This is a genomic window from Nocardioides renjunii (genome assembly GCF_034661175.1).
GTDB classification, from domain to species: Bacteria; Actinomycetota; Actinomycetes; order Propionibacteriales; family Nocardioidaceae; genus Nocardioides; species Nocardioides renjunii.
The window spans coordinates 4,198,652-4,216,769 of the sequence record NZ_CP141058.1 but is presented as its reverse complement, the minus strand read 5'-3'; the positions used below and the strand labels follow the sequence as shown (position 1 = coordinate 4,216,769).

The window sequence follows — 18,118 nt, the reverse complement described above, 5'->3', positions numbered from 1 at the left end:
GGCCTCAGCCGGTGCCGGCCTCGCGCTGGCGGCGCGCGTCGAGGCGTGCCATCGCCGGGGTCGCGGTGACCCCGTGGAGCAGCACCGAGACGATGATCGTGAAGGCGACCGTCGACCAGAGCCACGGCTCGTCGGGCAGGTGCTCGTGGCTGGCGGCGTAGCCCAGGTAGAACAGGGAGCCGATGCCGCGCACGCCGAAGAAGGCCACCGCGGCGAGCTCGCCGCGGTCCAGCCCGCCCTCCTCGTCCTCGTCGCGCGCGAGCACCGCGAGGGAGAGGTAGCCGGCGAGGGGGCGCACCACCAGCACGAGCGCGAGCGCCACGACGACCCCACGCCAGTCCAGGTGCTCGAGCAGGCCCTGGGTCATCGCCATGCCGAGGACGAGCAGCACCAGCAGCGTCATCAGGCGCTCGAGGCGCTCGACCACACCGTGCATGGCGCGCTGGTAGGAGTGGCCGCGCGAGGACGAGCGCAGCCGCACCGCGCAGGCGAAGACGGCGAGGAAGCCGTAGCCGCCGACCAGCTCCGCCGCGCCGTACGACGTCAGCAGCGCCGCGAGGGCGAGGAGCGGCTCCCCGGCGTCGGCCAGGCGCAGCTTCTCGTTGCGGGCGTGGAACGCCTGGCGTCCGAACAGCCAGCCGGCGCCCACGCCGACGACGAGGCCGACGGCGATCTTGCCCACGACGTACCAGCCCAGCCAGGTGCCGACGTCGGCCAGCCCGAAGCCGCCGGCGAGCAGCAGGAGCGCGAGGTGCACGAAGGGGAAGGCGAGGCCGTCGTTGAGCCCGGCCTCCGCGGTGAGGGAGAACCGGATGTCGTCGTCCTCCTCGACCTCCTCCTCGTCCTCGGTCTCCGCCTCGGCCTCGGCGACGTCCTCGGTGAGGGGCTCGCCGACCTGGACGTCGGAGGCCAGCACCGGGTCGGTCGGCGCGAGGACGGCGCCGAGCAGGAGGGCGACGGCGGGCGCGAGACCGGCCACCCACCAGCCGAGCAGCATCGTGCCGAGGATGGTGAGGGGCATGGCCACCAGCAGCAGCCGCCACACCGGCGACCAGGTGCGCCACGATCGCCACGACCGCACGTCGAGGATCCGGTCGATCGCCAGGCCGACGCCCATCAGGGAGACCAGCACGGTAAACTCCGTGACGTGGGTGATGAGCGCGTGGTTGTCCTCCGGGCGCAGGTTCACGTCGTCGGCCATGGGCAGCAGGCCGATCGCGAGGCCGACCCCGACGAGCACCATGGGCGGCGAGAGCGCGACCCGGCGGGTGATGTGCGGCAGGAGCGTGGCCAGCAGCAGCGACAGGCCGAGGACGAGGTAGACGACGGCGCCGGTCATCGGGGCGCCGACCGCTTGCCGTCGTAGGAGGCCTGGCTCTCGTCGATCGCCTGCTCGTAGGCGGTCACCAGCCCGGCGATCGTCAACGGCTTGAGCCGGTGGATGAACTCGCGCAGCTGCTCGGCGGTGTAGCCGTGCTCGCGGAACTGCGGCCACACCATGGTGCGGACGATCTCCGAGAGCTCGTGGGCGACCTGCCGTCCGTGCTCGGCGTACACCTCGGCGACGGCCGCGGCCGCCTCGGGCGAGATGCCCATCCCGGAGAGGCCGCCCGGCACGTCGACGTCGCGGTCGCCGGTGACCGGGGCGAGGAGCGAGAGGTGACGAGCGATGTCGGAGGGCGTGGCGGTCGCGGGGATCTGCTCGACGTACTTCTCGATCGCGGCGAGGGTGAAGCCGTGGCCCTGCAGCTCGCGCACGAGCTCGAGGCGCGCGACGTGGTCGGGCCCGTAGTAGCCGGAGCGGCCGCGGCGCACGGGCGGCGGCACCAGGCCGCGGGAGGCGTAGAACCGGACGTTGCGGGCGCTGACGCCGGTGCGCTCGGTGAGCTCGTCGAGGGTGAGCAGCTCGTCGGTCTCCCCGCCGGTCGTCCTGTCGGTGCCCACGTCGGTCTCCACCTCGCCATCCTCCCCTCTGCGGGCCCAACGACCCACTTCCGGTGACCCGCGCCACACCCCTTTGACTGTGACAGTAATGCTGTCACAATCGCCGGTATGGCAGAAGCATTCGTCTACGACCACATCCGCACACCTCGCGGCCGCGGCAAGGCCGTCGGTTCGCTGCACGAGGTGAAGCCGGTGGACCTGGTCGTCGGACTCCTCGACGAGCTCAAGACCCGCAACCCCACCCTGGACACCGCGCGCGTCGACGACGTCGTGCTGGGCGTCGTGACCCCCATCGGCGACCAGGGCGGCGACATCGCCAAGACCGCCGCCCTCAAGGCCGGCTACCCCGAGACCGTCGCCGGCGTGCAGCTCAACCGCTTCTGCGCCTCCGGCCTCGAGGCCGTCAACCAGGCCGCGGGCCGGGTGCGCTCGGGCTTCGAGGACCTCATCATCGCCGGCGGCGTCGAGTCCATGAGCCGCGTGCCGATGGGCAGCGACGGCGGCGCCTGGGCGATGGACCCGGCCACCGCGCTCCAGACCGGCTTCGTGCCGCAGGGCATCGGCGCCGACCTCATCGCCACGATCGAGGGCTGGAGCCGGGCGGACGTCGACGCCTACGCCGCCGAGTCCCACCACCGCGCCGCGAAGGCGTGGGCCAACGGCTACTTCGACGACGCCGTCGTCCCGGTCAAGGACCTCAGCGGCGTCACCGTGCTCGACCGCGACGAGACCGTGCGCCCCGACACCTCGGTCGAGGGCCTCGCCGGCCTGAAGCCGTCGTTCGCGCAGATCGGCCGCGACGCCGGCTTCGACGACGTCGCGCTGGAGAAGTACCACTGGGTCCCCGCGATCGACCACGTCCACCACGCCGGCAACTCCTCGGGCATCGTCGACGGCGCCGCCGTGATGGCGATCGGCACCGAGGAGGTCGGTACGTCGCTCGGGCTGACCCCGCGGGCCCGCATCGTCTCGACCGCTGTCTCGGGCGCCGACCCGACGATCATGCTCACCGGCCCCGCGCCCGCCGCCCGCAAGGCGCTCGCCCGCGCCGGCCTCGAGGTCGAGGACATCGACCTGTGGGAGATCAACGAGGCCTTCGCCGCGGTCGCGATGCGGTTCATGCGCGACATGGGCATCAGCCACGACGTCACCAACGTCAACGGCGGCGCCATCGCCATGGGCCACCCGCTCGGCGCCACCGGCGCGATGATCCTCGGCACCCTCGTCGACGAGCTCGCCCGCCGCGACCTCAGGCGCGGCCTCGCCACGCTCTGCGTCGGCGGCGGGATGGGCATCGCGACCATCGTCGAGCTCGTCTGACACTCCGGCCCCCGGGTAGTCCAGTGAGAACTGGCTGTCCCAGGGCCGTTCGGACGACCACTCGCCACTGGACCACCCCGGCAGAACAGGAATCCCCATGACTTCCACCGACACCCAGACCGCCGTCCGCTACGACCGCGACGCCGACGGCATCGTCACCCTGACCCTCGACGACCCGACGGCCAGCGCCAACACCATGAATGAGCTCTACCAGTCGTCCATGGAGGCGGCGGTCGCCCGCCTGCACGAGGAGCAGGACGACGTCACCGGCGTCGTGCTCGCGAGCGCCAAGAAGACCTTCTTCGCCGGCGGCAACCTCAAGAACATGATGAGCGCCACCCCGGACGACGCCGAGGAGATCTTCGCGATGGGTGAGGCCGTCAAGGCCAGCCTGCGACGGCTCGAGACCTTTCCCCGCCCGGTCGTGGCGGCGATCAACGGCGCCGCGCTCGGCGGCGGCCTGGAGATCGCACTGGCCGCGAACCACCGCATCGCCGTCGACGACCGCTCGGTGAAGATCGGCCTGCCGGAGTCGACGCTCGGCCTGCTGCCCGGCGGCGGCGGGGTCACCCGCGTCGTACGCATGCTGGGGCTGCAGTCGGCCCTGATGGACGTCCTCATGCCCGGCACGCAGTTCGACCCGCGGGGCGCGCTCGCCAAGGGCCTCGTCGACGAGCTCGTGGCGACCCGCGAGGAGCTGCTGCCGGCCGCGCGGGCGTGGGTCCTCGAGCACCGCGACGACGAGGACGCGGCGCGCAACCCGTGGGACCGCGCGGGCTACAAGATGCCCGGCGGCACTCCCAGGACCCCGGCGCTCGCGCAGTTCCTGCCGGCCTTCCCGGCGCTGCTGCGCAAGCAGACCAAGGGCGCCGTCTACCCCGCCCCGCGCGCCATCATGAGCGCCGCGGTCGAGGGCGCGCAGGTGGACTTCGACACCGCCTCGCGCATCGAGAGCCGCTACTTCACCAACCTCGTGGTGAGCCAGCAGGCCAAGAACATGATCCAGGCCTTCTTCTTCGACCTCCAGGCCATCAACTCGGGCTCGCTGCGCCCGCAGGGCATCGAGCGCTGGCAGGCCACCAAGGTGGGCGTGCTCGGCGCCGGGATGATGGGCGCCGGGATCGCCTACTCCTGCGCCCGCGCCGGCATGGAGGTCGTCCTCAAGGACGTCTCGGTCGAGGCCGCCGAGAAGGGCAGGGCCTACACCGCCAAGCTCAACGCCAAGGGTGTCGAGCGCGGGAAGATCACGGCCGAGAAGGCCGACGAGCTGCTGAGCCGGATCACCGCCACCGCCTCGCCCGAGGACCTCGCCGGCTGCGACCTGGTGATCGAGGCCGTCTTCGAGGACCCCTCGCTCAAGGCCAAGGTCTTCGCCGAGGTGGCGCCGTACGTCGACGCCGACGCGCTGCTGTGCTCCAACACCTCCACCCTGCCGATCACCGAGCTGGCCATCGGCGTCGACCGCCCGGCCGACTTCATCGGCCTGCACTTCTTCAGCCCCGTCGACAAGATGCCGCTGGTCGAGATCATCCGCGGCGCGGAGACCTCGGACGTGGCGCTCGCCAGGGCCTACGACGTCGTGCAGCAGATCCGCAAGACGCCGATCGTGGTCAACGACGCGCGCGGCTTCTACACCTCTCGCGTCATCGGCACCCAGATCAACGAGGGCCTCACGATGCTCGCCGAGGGCGTGCACCCGGTCTCGCTGGAGCGGGCCGCGACGTCGGCCGGCTTCCCGGTCGGGCCGCTGCAGATCAGCGACGAGCTCAACATGGAGCTGATGGCCAAGATCCGCAAGGCCACCGAGGACGCCGCCGCGCGTGAGGGCATCGAGCTCGGCGACTACCCGGCCGGCGACGTGATCGCCACGATGATCGGTCTCGGTCGGCCCTCGCGGCTCAAGGGCGCCGGCTTCTACGACTACGACGAGGACGGCCGGCGTACGACGCTGTGGCCCGGGCTCGCCGAGACGTTCCCCGTCGCCGAGCAGCAGCCCCCGATCCGCGACGTGCGCGACCGGATGCTGTTCATCGAGGCGCTCGAGACCGCGAAGTGCTTCGAGGAGGGCGTCATCACCTCCGCCGCCGCGGCCAACATCGGCTCGATCATGGGCATCGGCTTCCCGGCGCTCACCGGCGGCGCCGCCCAGTTCATGACCGGCTGGCAGGCCCTCGACGAGACCGGCCACGGCGTCGGCCCGATCGGCCTGGACGCCTTCCTGGCCCGCGCCGACGAGCTCGCCGAGGCCTACGGCGAGCGCTTCCGCCCCACGGCGTACCTCCGCGAGCTGGCGGCGAGCGGCCGGTCCTTCCCCGCCTGACCTCCCGAACTACACGTGACCGGGCACTTCGTGCCCGTCACGCGCACCGACCGGGCACTTCGTGCCGCACCACGGGCAGGAAGTGCCCGGTCGGCGCTGAGGACGGGCAGGAAGTGCCCGGTCGGGGGTCAGGACGGGCACGAAGTGCCCGGTCGGGGGTCAGGACGGGCAGGAAGTGCCCATTCGGCTGCAGGGTGTGGTGGTCAGGCGGCAGAATCGAGCGGTGGACCAGCCCCTCTCCCAGCCGGCCGTCGTGGTGCGCGACCTGCACGTGCGCTTCGGTGACGTCGAGGCCGTCTCCGGCGTCGACCTGAGCGCCGACAGCGGCCAGGCCACGGCGCTCCTCGGCCGCAACGGAGCCGGCAAGTCGACCACCATGAAGGTGCTCGCCGGCGTGGTCCCGCCCACCGCGGGCGTGGTCACCGTCGCCGGCCACGACGCCGCCACCGAGGCGCTCGCCGTCAAGCGGTCGGTGGGCTACTGCCCCGACGTCGGCGGCCTGGTCCCGCGCGCGACCCCGTGGGAGCACCTCCAGCTCAGCGCCCGCCTGCGCCGGATGGACGAGTGGGAGGAGCGCGGGCGCGACCTGCTCGAGCGCTTCGAGCTCGGCGACGTCGCGCACCGGGTCGTCGGCGGGTTCAGCCACGGCATGAGCCGCCGCCTCAGCGTCGTCCTCGCGGCCCTGCACGAGCCGGCGGTGCTGCTCCTCGACGAGCCGTTCGACGGCGTCGACCCCCTCGGCGTCGAGGCCACCCTGGAGGTCGTCGCCGACGCCCGCGCCCGCGGCGCCTGCGTGCTGCTCTCCACCCACCTGCGTGACCTGGCCCTCGAGGCCTGCGGTGACGCGGTCGTCCTGCGCGGCGGCAACCGGGTCGCCGCCATGGACGCAGCGGACCTCACCGGCGAGGCCTACCGTGCGCTCCTCGACTGACACCTGGCTCGAGGCCGCCCGCGACACCCGTCACCTGCTGGCCTTCCGCACCGCGGGCGTACGACGTCCGGGTGCCGCCGTCGCCGGCCTGGTCGTGGTCCTCGCCCTCACCGCCGCCTTCGGCGTCGGGCCGGCGGGCTTCGACCCCGCCTCGGTGGAGTCGGCGCGCCTCACCCGGGCGCTCGCCACGCTGGAGGGCAACCTCGGCGCCACCTACGTCGGCGTCCTCCTGCTGGCGATCAGCGCCTCGATGGGCAGCGGCGGTGGCCGCGAGCTCCTGTCGCGCAGCGAGGCGGCGATCCACCCCGTCAGCCCGGTCACCGAGCACCTCGGGGCCCTGCTCCTCGCGCCGCTCAACCTCGCCTGGCTCGTCCAGACGTGGGCCCTGCTCGCGGTCACCGCGCTCGTCAGCGCCCCCGGACGCCTCCTCGGCGCCCAGCTCGTGGTGCTGGCCTGGGTCCTCGCCGCCACAGCGCTCGGCCAGGCGGTCGGCTGGGCCGCCGAGGGCGTGCGTCGTACGGCCCACGGGGTGGTCGTGGTCCGGGTGGTCGCCGGCGGCGTCGTCCTCCTCCTCGCGGGCCTGCACCTGGCCGGTGCGCTCGGCCCGCTCGTCCGGTCGCTGCCGACGACGTGGGTCGCCGAGACCGGCCAGACCCCCGACTGGCCCGTCGCCGTCCTGGCCCTCCTGGTCCTCGCGGCCGCCGCGGTCGTGCTCGGCGCCCGCCCGGCGGCCTGGGCGCTCGGCCTCCCGCCGCGCGAGGAGCTGCGGGTGCAGTCCGGCGTCCACGAGGCACGCCCCGCGCCCGAGCCCCGCTGGGGCTCGCCCGACCGCGCGCTGCTGCACCGGCTCGACCGCGACTCGGTGTGGCGCTCGGTCGGCATGCGCCGGGGCCTGCTGGTGCTCGGTCTCGGACCGGGGCTGGTCGCCCTCGTCGCCGGGCTCGAGTGGAGCTCGGTGATGCTGCTCCCCGGCCTCACGGCGAGCGGCGCGGCGCTGCTCTTCGGCGTCAACGCCTGGTGCCTCGACGGCAAGGGCATGGTCTGGCGCGAGACCCTGCCGGTCGGCGCCGCCGACGTGTTCGACGTCCGCACCCTCGTGGTCGTCGAGTGCATGGCCATGGTGTCGGGCGTGACGATCGTGCTGGCCCTCCTGCGCAACGGGCTGCCGCCGCTCGTCGTCGGCGTCTCCGTCGCCGCGTGCTGGCTGGTCGTGCTGCTCCAGGTCCTGGCGATCGTGATGACCTGGTCGGTCCGCTCGCCCTACTCCGTCGACCTGGCCTCGCCCCGCGCGACGCCCGCGCCGCACGCCGCGATGGCCGGCTACGCCGGCAAGCTGTCGCTGGTGACGACGCTGACCGGCATCGTCTTCACCACCGCCGCGGCCAGCCCGTGGGTCTGGCTCCCCGTCGTGCTCGCCGTGCCGTTCCTCGCCTGGTCGGGCGTACGCCTGGCCCGGGCACGCCGTCGCTGGCTGGTCGGCGAGGAGCGGGCGCGGATTGTGCTCACCGTCGCCGCCGTGTGACCGCCCGCGGAAAAAGTCAGGCTTGACTGTTTGTTTGTACGAGGGCAGGCTGGCGCCGTGTCCTCCGTGCATGCCGATCCTCAGGCTCCGTCGCGGGTGCCGCAGGCCGATCGCACCCGGGCCATGCGGGCCCGGCTCCTCGAGGCGACCGTCGAGCTGCTGGCGGAGCGCGGCTTCGCCGGGACCACGACCACCCTCGTCTCCGAGCGTGCCGGCGTCAGCCGGGGAGCGCAGCTGCACCACTTCCCGACCAAGAACGACCTCGTCGTCGCCGCCGTCGAGCACCTCACCGAGCGCCGCGGGGCCGAGCTCGCGGAGGCGGTGGCCCAGCTCCCGGCCGGAGGGCGGCGCACTCGCGCCGTGGTCGAGGTGCTCGGCGACCACTTCTCGTCCCCGGTCTTCGCCGCGGCGCTGGAGCTCTGGGTCGCCGCCCGCACCGACGAGGCCCTGCTCGCCGCGCTGCGGCCGCTCGAGCAGCGCGTCGGCCGGGAGGCGCACCGGATGACCGTCGCCGCGCTCGGTGCCGACGAGTCCCGGCCCGGTGTGCGCGAGCTCGTCCAGGCGACCCTCGACCTGGTCCGCGGCCTCGGCCTGGCCTCCACCATCTCCGACGACTCGGCCCGGCGCCGCCGGATCCTGCGCGAGTGGGCCGACGTGCTCGACAAGGAACTGGCGCCGTGACGCCCCCGAAGGTCCTCGCCCAGGTGCTCGCCGACCTCGCCGAGGAGGGCGACCGGCTCGAGCAGCTCGTCGCCGGGCTGGACGACGACGGCTGGCGCACCCCGACCCCGGCGCCGGGCTGGGACGTCGCCGCGCAGGTGGCGCACCTCGCCTGGACCGACGAGGTCGCGCTGAAGGCGGCCACCGACAAGGAGGCGTGGGACGGAGCGGTCCTCGCGGCCATGGCCGACCCCGAGGGCTTCGTCGACCGGGAGGCGCTGGCCATCGCCGCGTCCGAGCCCGACCTGCTCGCCCGCTGGCGCCGCTCCCGGGCCGGCCTGCGCGCCGCGCTGACGGCGTACCCCGCGGGCGAGCGGATGCCGTGGTTCGGCCCGCCCATGTCGGCGACCTCGATGGCGACCGCGCGGCTGATGGAGACCTGGGCGCACAGCCTCGACGTCCACGAGGCCCTCGGCGCGCCCGTCCGCGACACCGACCGGATCCGCCACGTCGCGCACCTCGGCGTCCGCACGCGCGACTTCGCCTTCGCGGTGCACGGCACGGACGCGCCCGCGGAGGAGTTCCGCATCGACCTGGTCGCCCCCTCCGAGGACGTCTGGTCGTGGGGCCCGGAGGACGCCGCCCAGACCCTCACCGGCAGCGCCGGCGACTTCTGCCGGCTGGTCACCCAGCGCGTGCACCGCGCCGACACCGACCTCGTCGCCACGGGACCCGACGTCGACCGCTGGCTCGACATCGCGCAGGCCTTCGCGGGCCGGCCGGGCGCGGGCAGGCCGCCGCGATGACCGCACCGATCCGGATCGGCAACTGCTCCGGCTTCTACGGCGACCGGCTCAGCGCGATGCGCGAGATGCTCGAGGGAGGCGAGCTCGACGTCCTCACCGGCGACTACCTCGCCGAGCTCACCATGCTGATCCTCGGCAAGGACCAGCTCAAGGACCCCGCGCTCGGCTACGCCCGCACCTTCGTCCGCCAGCTCGAGGACTGCCTGGGGCTCGCGCTCGAGCGAGGGGTGCGGATCGTCGCCAACGCCGGTGGCCTCAACCCGGCCGGTCTCGCCGACAAGGTCCGCGAGGTCGCGGCCGGCCTCGGGCTCGACCCGCAGGTCGCCCACGTCGAGGGCGACGACGTCCGTCACATGGCCGTCGGCCTGGGCCTCGACCACGCGCTCACCGCCAACGCCTACCTCGGCGGCTTCGGCATCGCAGCCGCGCTGTCGGCGGGCGCCGACGTCGTCGTCACCGGACGTGTCACCGACGCCTCGCTCGTCGTCGGCCCGGCCGTCGCCCACCACGGCTGGAGCGCGACGTCGTACGACGAGCTGGCCGGCGCCGTCGTGGCCGGCCACGTCATCGAGTGCGGCACGCAGGCGACGGGCGGCAACTTCAGCGGCTTCCTCGACCTGCCCCACCGCGACCGCCCTCTGGGGTTCCCGGTCGCTGAGGTCGCCGCCGACGGCTCGAGCACCATCACCAAGCACCCGGGCACCGGCGGCGCGGTCACCCTCGACACCGTCACCGCCCAGTTGGTCTACGAGATCCAGTCGACGCGCTACCTCGGTCCCGACGTGACCGTGCAGCTCGACGCCGTGCGTCTCGAGCAGGCGGGCGAGGACCGGGTGCGGATCTCCGGCGCGGTCGGCGAGGCGCCCCCCGAGCAGCTCAAGGTCTGCGTCAACGAGCTCGGCGGGTGGCGCAACAGCGTCGAGCTGGTGCTCACCGGGCTCGACGTCGGGGCGAAGGCGCAGTGGGTGCGCGAGCAGCTCGCGCCGCGGCTATGCGCGACCGAGGTGGTGTGGTCCGACGTCACGCAACCGCCGCCCGACGCCGACACCGAGGAGGCCGCCTCCGCCCTGCTGCGCTGCACGGTCAAGGACGCCTCGCCCGACCCCGTCGGCCGCGCGTTCACCTCCGCGGTCGTCGAGCTCGCGCTCGGGTCCTACCCCGGGTTCACCATGACCGGCCCGCCCGCACCTGCGACCCCCTACGGCGTCTACCGCGCCGCCTTCGTCGACCGCGCCCACGTCACCCACACGGTCGTCCACGCCGGCGGCCGACGCGAGGTCGTCGCCGGTCCGGACCGCGTGGTCGCGCCGGCGGAGGCACCCGGCGCCCGCCCGTCGCCGTACCCGGCCCGCCCCGACGTGCTCACCCGCCGCCTGCCGCTGGGCACCTTCGTCCACGCCCGCTCCGGCGACAAGGGCGGCGACGCCAACATCGGGCTGTGGGTCGCCCACGACGGCGTCGACCCCGCGACGTACGACGCCCGCGTGCAGTGGCTGTTCAAGATGATGTCGCCGCGGGGGATCCCGATGCTGCTGCCCGAGGCGGCCGACCTCGACGTCGACGTGTGGCTGCTGCCCCGCCTCGGCGCGGTCAACGTCGTGGTCCACGGCCTGCTCGGCGAGGGCGTCGCCGCCTCCACGCGCTTCGACCCTCAGGCCAAGGGCCTCGGCGAGTGGCTGCGCTCGCGGGTCGTCTCGATCGAGGACTCGTTGCTGTGACCACCGAGCGAGACGCGCTGCGCGCCACCGCGGCCGGGTTCGTCCGCCGCGAGGTCGTGCCGCACCTGCAGGACTGGGAGGACGCCGGCGAGGTCCCGCGCTCGCTGCACCGCACCGCGGGCGACCTCGGACTGATCGGGGTGGGCTTCGCCGAGGGGGTCGGCGGCAGCGGCGGCGACCTCCTCGACTCCGTCGCGATGCAGGAGGCGATGTTCGACGCCGGCGCCTCCAGCGGCCTGATGGCCGCCCTCTTCACCGCCGGCATCGCCCTGCCGCACCTCGCCGCCAGCGGCGACGCCGACCTCGTCGACCGCTTCGTGCGCCCCACGCTGGCCGGCGAGGCGGTCGGCTCGCTCGCGATCACCGAGCCCGGCGGCGGGTCGGACGTCGCGCGTCTCCGGACCACGGCCGTGCGCGACGGCGACCACTACGTCGTCGCCGGCGCCAAGACGTTCATCACCTCCGGCGTCCGGGCCGACTTCGTGACGACGGCCGTCCGCACGGGCGCACCCGGCCACGGCGGCATCTCCCTGCTGGTGGTGGAGAAGGGCACGCCCGGCTTCAGCGTCGACCGGTCGCTGCGCAAGATGGGCTGGCACTGCTCCGACACCGCCGAGCTGTCCTTCGTCGACTGCCGGGTGCCGGTGGCCAACCTCGTCGGGGCGGAGGGCTCGGGCTTCGCGCAGGTCGCCGACCAGTTCGTCGTGGAGCGGATCGCCCTCGCCGTGCACGGCTACGGCATCGCGGCGCGCTCGCTCGACCTCGCGGCGGCGTACTGCCGCGAGCGCTCGACGTTCGGCCGGCCCCTGCTCGCGAACCAGTCGGTGCAGCACACGCTCGTCGAGATGCGCCGCCACGTCGAGGTGGCCCGCACCTACACGCGCGACGTGGCCGCCCGGCACGTAGCCGGCGACTTCGTGGTCGCCGAGGCCTGCCTGGCCAAGCAGACCGCCGTGGACTGCGCGGCCTTCGTCTGCGACCGGGCCGTGCAGCTCTTCGGCGGCACCGGCTACATGCACGGCACCGAGGTGGAGCGGCACTTCCGCGACGCCCGGATCCTGCCGATCGGGGGCGGCGCCGACGAGGTGCTGCGCGACCTGACGGCCAAGCTGATGGGCTACGCGTCATGAGAGGAAGCTCGATGGTCAAGCTGCCGTCCCTGGGGGACGAGGTCTCGGTGTGGATGGACGCCCCGCCCGCCGAGGTCTGGGACCTCGTCAGCGACGTGACCCGGATCGGCGAGTTCAGTCCGGAGACGTTCGAGGCGCGGTGGACCCGCGGCTCCACCGGCCCCGAGGTGGGGGCGTACTTCAAGGGCCACGTGAAGCGCAACGGCGTCGGCCCGACCTACTGGTCCGGCTGCCGGGTCACCGCCTGCGAGCCGGAGCGGGTCTTCGAGTTCTCCGTCGGCACCGACGCGATCACCGTCAACAACTGGGGCTACCGGCTCGAGCCCCAGGACGGCGGCACCCTCGTCACGGAGTACTTCCGCCTCGACCCCAACCTGCCCACGCGGCTCTACTGGCTCGTCCTCGGACCGCTGCGGCGGCGTACGAACCGGCGCGGGATGCGCACCACGCTGGAGCGGATGAAGGCGGTGGTGGAGTGAATCTCGATACGCCACCTCGTTCCTCGGCGGCTACTCGATCACCGAACGCGGTTGCGATGCTCGACAAGCTGGCCGACCTCGAGGCGCAGCACGCGGTCGCGGTGGCCGGCGGCGGGCAGAAGTACGTCGAGCGCCACCACGCGCGCGGCAAGCTCACCGCCCGCGAGCGGATCGAGCTGCTCGTCGACCCGGGGTCGGCGTTCCTCGAGCTCTCCCCGCTGGCCGGCTGGGGCTCCGACTTCACCGTCGGGGCGTCGGTCGTCACCGGCATCGGCGTGGTCGAGGGCGTGGAGTGCCTGATCAGCGCCAACGACCCGACCGTCAAGGGCGGCGCGAGCAACCCGTGGACGGTGAAGAAGATCTTCCGCGCCTCCCAGATCGCCGAGGAGAACAACCTCCCGACGATCTCCCTCGTCGAGTCCGGCGGCGCCGACCTGCCGACGCAGAAGGAGATCTTCATCCCCGGCGGCCGGCTGTTCCGCGACCTGACCCGGTCCTCGGCGCGCAAGCAGCCCACGATCGCGCTGGTCTTCGGCAACTCGACCGCCGGCGGGGCGTACGTCCCCGGGATGAGCGACTACACGGTGTTCGTGCGCGGCGGCGCCAAGGTGTTCCTCGGTGGCCCGCCGCTGGTGAGGATGGCCACCGGCGAGGAGTCCGACGACGAGTCGCTCGGCGGCGCCGAGATGCACGCCCGGGTGTCCGGCCTGGCCGACTACCTCGCCGAGGACGAGCACGACGCCCTCCGCATCGGGCGGCGGATCGTGGCGCGGCTCAACCGGCGCAGGCCGGAGCTTCGCACCCGAGTTCCGTACTTCGAGGCCGAGATCTCCACCTCGAAGCACGGCGGTCCCCGGATATCCGGGGACTCCAGAGCCTTCGCCGACCCCGACGCCGACCCCGAGGGCCTCCTCGACCTCATCCCCGCCGACCTCAAGGAGCCGTTCGACCCCCGCGAGGTGATCGTGCGCGTCGTCGACGGCGCGAGTGAGCACAACGGCCGGCCCTTCGACGAGTTCAAGCCGCTCTACGGCACCTCGCTGGTCACCGGCTGGGCGCAGCTCCACGGCCACCCGATCGGCATCCTGGCCAACGCCCAGGGCGTGCTGTTCTCCGAGGAGGCGCAGAAGGCGACGCAGTTCATCCAGCTCGCCAACCAGTCGGACACGCCGCTGCTGTTCCTGCACAACACCACCGGCTACATGGTCGGCAAGGACTACGAGCAGGGCGGGATCATCAAGCACGGCGCCCAGATGCTCAACGCCGTCTCCAACAGCACCGTCCCCCACCTCAGCGTGGTCATGGGGGCGTCCTACGGCGCCGGCAACTACGGCATGAACGGCCGCGCCTTCGACCCGCGCTTCCTGTTCACCTGGCCGAGCGCGAAGTCCGCCGTGATGGGCCCCGCGCAGCTCGCGGGGGTGCTGTCGATCGTCGCCCGCGCCGCCGCCGAGGCCAAGGGACAGGCGTACGACGAGGGCGGCGACGCCGGCATGCGTGCGATGGTCGAGCAGATGGTCGAGGAGCAGTCGCTGCCCTACGCGCTGTCGGGGATGCTCTACGACGACGGCGTCATCGACCCCCGCGACACCCGCACCGTGCTCGCCATCTGCCTGTCAGTCATCAGCAACACGACGTGGACCGGTGCCGGCGGATACGGGGTGTTCAGGCCGTGACGACTCCCATCCAGCTGGTCGCCGTCGCCAACCGCGGTGAGATCGCCAGCCGCGTCTTCGCCACGTGCCGCCGCCTGGGCATCGAGACGATGGCGGTCTTCTCCGACGCCGACGCCGACCTCCCGTTCGTGGCGGACGCCGACTACGCCGCCCGCCTCCCGGGCAGCATCCCGAGCGAGACGTACCTGCAGGGCGAGCGCATCGTCCGGCTCGTGCGCGCCAGCGGAGGCCAGGCGGTGCACCCCGGCTACGGCTTCCTGTCGGAGAGTGCCGACTTCGCACGCGCCGTGCTCGACGGTCAGCTCGTCTGGATCGGTCCGCCTCCTGAGGCCATCGAGGCGATGGGATCCAAGGTCCGCTCCAAGGAGCTCATGCGCGCCGCCGGTGTGCCGACCCTCGAGGCGCCCGCCGAGCCCACCGAGTCCGACCTCCCGCTCCTGGTCAAGGCCAGCGCCGGCGGCGGGGGGCGCGGGATGCGGGTCGTCCGGCGGCTCGACGACCTGGGGTCCGAGGTGGCTGCGGCGGAGGCGGAGGCACGCAGCGCCTTCGGCGACGGCACCGTCTTCGTCGAGCCCTACGTCGAGTCCGGACGCCACGTCGAGGTGCAGGTGCTGTTCGACACCTACGGCTCCGGCGTCGCGCTCGGTGACCGCGACTGCTCGCTCCAGCGCCGCCACCAGAAGGTGATGGAGGAGGCGCCGGCCCCAGGATTGTCCGACGAGGTCCGCGCGGGGATGCACCAGGCCGCGGTGGAGGCGGGCCGGGCCGTCGGCTACGCCGGCGCCGGGACCGTCGAGTTCCTGTATGACCCTGCCACCGGGCGCTTCTGGTTCCTGGAGATGAACACCCGGCTCCAGGTCGAGCACCCGGTGACCGAGTGCGTCATCGGTCTGGACCTGGTGGCCCTCCAGATCGGCGTGGCGGAGGGTCGGACCCTGGCCGAGCTGCTCCCCGACGGCGCACCCGCGCCCAGCGGCCACGCCGTCGAGGTACGCCTCTACGCCGAGGACCCCGCAGCCGACTGGCAGCCGACGGCGGGGCGGCTCGCGCGCTTCGACGTCCCTGCCGACACGTCCTTCGACCTCCTGGCCCGCCACGGCATCCGGGTCGACGCGGGCTACGCCTCGGGCGACGTCGTGGGTACGCACTACGACGCGATGCTCGCGAAGGTGATCAGCTGGGGTCCCGACCGCGGGTCGGCCCTGCGCTCGCTCAGGGGCGCGTTGAGGCGTGCCCGGCTGCACGGCATCGCCACCAACCGGGACCTCCTCATCGCCGCTCTCGGCGACCGCGACACCCTCGCGGGCACGATGACGACCTCGACGCTCGAACACCGGCTGGCCAAGGAGTTCGCGGACCTCGCCCCGGCTGGCGACCCGGACTTCGCTCCGTTCGTGGCCGCGATCGCGCTCGCCGCCCGGGACACCGAGCAGCGCACCGTGCAGCGTGGCGTGCCGACCGGCTGGCGCAACGTCGTCTCGCAGCCGCACCGCACCACCTTCCTGGTCAGCGGGCGCGACGAACCGGTCGTGGCCGAGTGGTACGGCGATCGGGACGGCTTCCGGAGTGCGGGCGAGGAGGACCTCCACGTGATCGAGGCGACCCCGCGACGTGTGGTGGTCGAGCGGGGCGGCTTCCGTCAGTCCATCGACGTGCACATCGACCCGGTGACGGGCGAGGTGCACCTCGACGACGACTCGATGGTGCGGCAGAGCCTGCGCCTGCTCCCCCGCTTCACCGACCCGGCCGACGCGGTGGCGAGCGGCTCCCTGCTCGCACCGATGCCCGGCACCGTCGTCACGGTGGCCGTCGAGCCCGGGGACGCGGTCGCCGCCGGCGACGTCGTCCTGGTCCTCGAGGCGATGAAGATGCAGCACACCGTGACCGCGCCGCACGACGGCACGGTCGCCGAGGTCAACGTCGAGCCCGGGGCGCAGGTCGCGTCCGGGGAGGTCCTGGCAGTCGTCGCCACCGGAGAACCCGAGGAGAGCCCATGAGCACGTTCACCGAGTCCGAGGAGCGCCAGGAGCTGCGCCGCCAGGTCGCCAAGATGGCGGCCGGCTACGGCCGCGAGTGGTTCGTCGAGCGCGCCCGCTCGGGCGAGAAGACCACCGAGCTGTGGCTCGACATCGCCCGCGCGGGCTACCTCGGCGTCAACCTCCCCGAGGAGTACGGCGGCGGGGGCGGCGGCATCGGCGACGTGGCCGCCGTGTGCGAGGAGCTCGCCGCGCAGGGCTGCCCGCTGCTGATGATGGTCGTCAGCCCGGCGATCTGCGGGACGGTCATCGCCCGCTACGGCACCGAGGAGCAGAAGCAGCGGTGGCTGCCCGGCATCTGCGACGGCACCGCGACGATGGCGTTCGCGATCACCGAGCCCGACGCCGGGACCAACTCCCACAACATCACCACCACCGCGCGCCGCGACGGCGACGGCTGGGTGCTCCGCGGGCAGAAGGTCTACATCTCCGGCGTCGACGAGGCCGCCCACGTCCTCGTGGTCGCCCGCGCCGAGGACGCGCGGACCGGCAGGCTCAAGCCGTGCCTGTTCGTGGTCCCGACCGACGCGGCGGGCCTCGACTTCACCGCCATCGCGATGGAGATCGTCAGCCCGGAGAAGCAGTTCCAGGTGTTCATCGACGACGTCCGGCTGCCGGCCGACGCGCTCGTCGGCGACGAGGACGGCGGGCTGGTCCAGCTCTTCGCCGGCCTCAACCCCGAGCGGATCATGGCGGCCTCGTTCTCGACCGGCCTCGCCCGGCACGCGCTGGAGAAGGCGTCGGCGTACGCCCGCGAGCGCATCGTCTTCCAGGTGCCCATCGGCGCCCACCAGGCCATCGCCCACCCGCTCGCCACGGCCCACGTGGAGAACGAGCTCGCCCGCCTGATGACGCAGAAGGCGTCCGCGCTCGTCGACGCCGGCGACGACCTCGCGGCCGGAGAGGCCGCCAACATGGCGAAGTACGCCGCCGCGGAGGCCGCCGTCCACGCGGTCGACGCGGCCGTGCAGACCCACGGCGGCAACGGGATCACGCAGGAGTACGGCATGGCCGGCATGCTCGTGGCCGCCCGCGCCGGGCGGATCGCCCCGGTGAGCCGGGAGATGATCCTCAACTTCGTCGCGATGCACAGCCTGGGGCTGCCGAAGTCCTACTGAGGGTTCCAGGCGCGCGGTGTCGGTCCCCGGTGGCAGGCTGGGTGCCGTGGCCCTCGCCGACCGTCCCCTCGTGCCCGAGGAGTGGGTGCTGCGGATCGACGCGGTCCTGGGCGCGCTGCCCCGGTGCCGCCAGGAGCCGGCATGGACCGGCACCCGGTGGCGCGTCGGGAGCGCGACGGTCGCCCACGTCTTCGGTGGCGAGGACCAGCTCTTCCGGATCACCTTCCGCGGCGAGCCCGACGAGGTGGCCGCCTTCGAGCACATGGGTGAGCCCTACTTCCGCTCCGGCTGGGGCGGCAACTCGATCGGCATGCTCCTCGACGACGACACCGACTGGGACGAGCTGGCCGAGCTGCTCACCGACTCCTACTGCATCCAGGCGCCCGCCACGCTCGCCGAGCAGGTCGCCCGCCCCGGCGGCTGAGGACCGGCGGCTGAGGCCCGGCGGCTGAGGCCCG

The 18,118-nt window shown here is 73.3% G+C and carries 15 protein-coding genes; 13 read left to right on the top strand and 2 right to left on the bottom strand.

The annotated features are described in order from the left end of the window. Positions 1-4 precede the first annotated feature (4 nt). Together SHK17_RS20195 and SHK17_RS20190 are read right to left on the bottom strand one after the other, a co-directional pair. Positions 5-1,339 (bottom strand): cation:proton antiporter, encoded by a 1,335-nt coding sequence (locus SHK17_RS20195; protein ID WP_322920526.1) that lies wholly within the window; start codon positions 1,337-1,339, stop codon positions 5-7. Next, a complete protein-coding gene (locus SHK17_RS20190; protein WP_322423528.1) occupies positions 1,336-1,956 on the bottom strand; it encodes a helix-turn-helix domain-containing protein in 621 nt (206 codons plus the stop codon). Before SHK17_RS20190 ends, SHK17_RS20195 begins: the two co-directional genes overlap by 4 nt. Positions 1,957-2,052: 96 nt before the next feature. Between SHK17_RS20190 and SHK17_RS20185 the strand changes: the two genes are divergently transcribed. From SHK17_RS20185 to SHK17_RS20125, 13 genes are all read left to right on the top strand, one after another. Further along, positions 2,053-3,264 carry an acetyl-CoA C-acetyltransferase gene (locus SHK17_RS20185; protein WP_172267816.1) on the top strand — a complete coding sequence of 404 codons (1,212 nt, stop codon included), beginning with the start codon at positions 2,053-2,055 and terminating at the stop codon, positions 3,262-3,264. A gap of 97 nt (positions 3,265-3,361) precedes the next feature. Next, positions 3,362-5,584 (top strand): 3-hydroxyacyl-CoA dehydrogenase NAD-binding domain-containing protein, encoded by a 2,223-nt coding sequence (locus tag SHK17_RS20180; protein ID WP_322920525.1) that lies wholly within the window; start codon positions 3,362-3,364, stop codon positions 5,582-5,584. A gap of 223 nt (positions 5,585-5,807) precedes the next feature. After that, complete coding sequence (locus SHK17_RS20175) at positions 5,808-6,515, top strand: ATP-binding cassette domain-containing protein (protein ID WP_172267810.1); 708 nt, start codon at positions 5,808-5,810, stop codon at positions 6,513-6,515. Beyond that, positions 6,499-8,037, top strand: a complete 1,539-nt coding sequence (locus SHK17_RS20170; RefSeq protein WP_322920524.1) for a hypothetical protein — start codon at positions 6,499-6,501, stop codon at positions 8,035-8,037. The genes SHK17_RS20175 and SHK17_RS20170 overlap by 17 nt, the downstream gene beginning before the upstream one ends. 57 nt (positions 8,038-8,094) lie before the next feature. Further along, positions 8,095-8,718: a TetR/AcrR family transcriptional regulator gene (locus tag SHK17_RS20165; protein WP_322920523.1), complete on the top strand. Its 624-nt coding sequence runs from the start codon at positions 8,095-8,097 to the stop codon at positions 8,716-8,718. Then, entirely contained in the window at positions 8,715-9,503 is a 789-nt protein-coding gene (locus SHK17_RS20160; protein WP_322920522.1) for a TIGR03084 family metal-binding protein, read from the top strand. Before SHK17_RS20165 ends, SHK17_RS20160 begins: the two co-directional genes overlap by 4 nt. Then, positions 9,500-11,221, top strand: a complete 1,722-nt coding sequence (locus SHK17_RS20155; protein ID WP_322920521.1) for an acyclic terpene utilization AtuA family protein — start codon at positions 9,500-9,502, stop codon at positions 11,219-11,221. The genes SHK17_RS20160 and SHK17_RS20155 overlap by 4 nt, the downstream gene beginning before the upstream one ends. Then, positions 11,218-12,351, top strand: coding sequence for an acyl-CoA dehydrogenase family protein (locus SHK17_RS20150; protein WP_322920520.1), 1,134 nt, complete (start codon positions 11,218-11,220; stop codon positions 12,349-12,351). Before SHK17_RS20155 ends, SHK17_RS20150 begins: the two co-directional genes overlap by 4 nt. Positions 12,352-12,362: 11 nt before the next feature. After that, the gene (locus tag SHK17_RS20145; protein ID WP_172267798.1) at positions 12,363-12,830 is read left to right on the top strand and encodes an SRPBCC family protein; all 468 of its coding nucleotides are present in this window, start codon (positions 12,363-12,365) and stop codon (positions 12,828-12,830) included. 56 nt (positions 12,831-12,886) lie between these two features. Further along, entirely contained in the window at positions 12,887-14,506 is a 1,620-nt protein-coding gene (locus SHK17_RS20140) for an acyl-CoA carboxylase subunit beta (RefSeq protein WP_322920519.1), read from the top strand. Continuing rightward, on the top strand, positions 14,503-16,503 hold the full coding sequence (locus tag SHK17_RS20135) for an acetyl/propionyl/methylcrotonyl-CoA carboxylase subunit alpha (protein WP_322920518.1): 2,001 nt from the start codon (positions 14,503-14,505) through the stop codon (positions 16,501-16,503). The genes SHK17_RS20140 and SHK17_RS20135 overlap by 4 nt, the downstream gene beginning before the upstream one ends. Continuing rightward, complete coding sequence (locus SHK17_RS20130; RefSeq protein ID WP_322920517.1) at positions 16,500-17,660, top strand: acyl-CoA dehydrogenase family protein; 1,161 nt, start codon at positions 16,500-16,502, stop codon at positions 17,658-17,660. Before SHK17_RS20135 ends, SHK17_RS20130 begins: the two co-directional genes overlap by 4 nt. Positions 17,661-17,706: 46 nt before the next feature. After that, positions 17,707-18,084: an MmcQ/YjbR family DNA-binding protein gene (locus SHK17_RS20125; protein WP_322920516.1), complete on the top strand. Its 378-nt coding sequence runs from the start codon at positions 17,707-17,709 to the stop codon at positions 18,082-18,084. Positions 18,085-18,118: the final 34 nt, after the last annotated feature.